Annotated in this window: 2 protein-coding genes; both read left to right on the top strand. The window is 65.6% G+C overall.

What is annotated here, in order from left to right; all coding sequences use genetic code 11:
* Positions 1–87: 87 nt before the first annotated feature.
* A complete protein-coding gene (locus tag ACTWPW_RS64225) occupies positions 88–963 on the top strand; it encodes an IS5 family transposase (protein ID WP_443175047.1) in 876 nt (291 codons plus the stop codon).
* Positions 964–1,036: 73 nt separating this feature from the next.
* Positions 1,037–1,381, top strand: a complete 345-nt coding sequence (locus tag ACTWPW_RS64220) for a hypothetical protein (protein ID WP_443175046.1) — start codon at positions 1,037–1,039, stop codon at positions 1,379–1,381.
* Positions 1,382–1,394: the final 13 nt, after the last annotated feature.

Below are 1,394 nucleotides of genomic sequence, written 5' to 3'. Positions count from 1 at the left end.
CTAGGACGGCTCGTGCGACTGCGCCGCTGCTAGGGCCTGTTTCAGAAGTGGATCACCTAGGTGGTTCACTTGCGAGATGATCTTTGCGTGGGTCGGGGTGATTTGACCGCCGCGCAGTGGGCGGTGCTGGAGCCGCTGTTGCCGGTGGGCAGGAAGGCGGGCCGTCCGCCGGTCTGGGCAAAGCGGCAGCTCATCGACGGGATCCGATGGCGAGTTCGAACCGGCGCGCCATGGCGGGATGTGCCCGAGCGGTATGGGCCGTGGCAGACGGTGTACGGACTGTTTCGCCGTTGGCAGCGGGACGGAGTCTGGGCTCGCATCCTTGTCGCGTTACAGGCACGAGCCGATGCCGAGGGGCTGATCACCTGGGATGTGTCGGTGGATTCCACTATCGTCCGCGCGCACCAGCATGCTGCCGGTGCGCGAAAAGACGGCGATGCGCAGAAGGAACCACCCGGTGGTGCTCGTACGGAACCGGACGATCATGGGTTGGGCCGCTCGCGTGGCGGTCTGACCACCAAGACGCACCTGGCCGTGGAGCAGGGGCAAAAACCACTGTCGTTGGTGGTCACGGCTGGGCAGCGGGGCGACTCCCCGCAGTTCAGGCCGGTGCTGGAGGGGATCCGGGTGCCGCGTCTGGGCGGTGGTCGTCCCCGTACTCGCCCCGATCGAGTCCGCGCCGACAAGGCCTACTCCTCCCGCGGTAATCGCTCCTACCTGCGCCGACGCGGCATCAGATGCACCATCCCTGAAAAGAAGGATCAGGCTGCTCATCGCCGCAAACGTGGATCGCGCGGCGGCCGCCCTCCCGCCTTCGACAAGATCGACTACCGTGAGCGCCACGCCGTCGAGTGCGCGATCAACCGGCTCAAGCGCAACCGCGCCGTGGCCACGCGGTATGACAAGCTGGCCGTCCGCTACGAAGCGACCGTGCATATCGCCTGCATCAACGAGTGGTTGTGACCACGCTCTTGGCCGCAGCTGGGATCCTGCACAATCTGTTTGAGCGGTGACCCGTACGCCTGGAAAGGGGTCGATGGTGGGGCGCGAGTACATCCGGCTGAAGGCGGAAACCGAGGGCGGCGAACTCATCGTGGAGCCGTCCGAGGACGCCCTCTACGAGATGATCATCGAGCTCGCCCTGCCCGACAACACCTTCGTCATCGTCGAACCAGACGAAGACGACCCCGCCTGGTTCGCCTCAGTCGCCCGCCTCGACGATGGCACCTACGAGGTCGAATACCGCGACCCGCTTCGTCGGTATCACCGCCTTGATACCGCGACCGACCCGAGCCGTATCGCTTCCGACGTCACCATCTGGACCGCTCAGGCATCTCGAGCACACGCAGCCCTCAGCCGAGACTCCTCACCCGACTTCTGAAACAGGCCCTAGG

Source organism: Nonomuraea sp. KM90 (assembly GCF_052246675.1).
GTDB lineage: Bacteria > Actinomycetota > Actinomycetes > Streptosporangiales > Streptosporangiaceae > Nonomuraea.
This window is presented reverse-complemented; position numbering and strand designations above follow the sequence as displayed.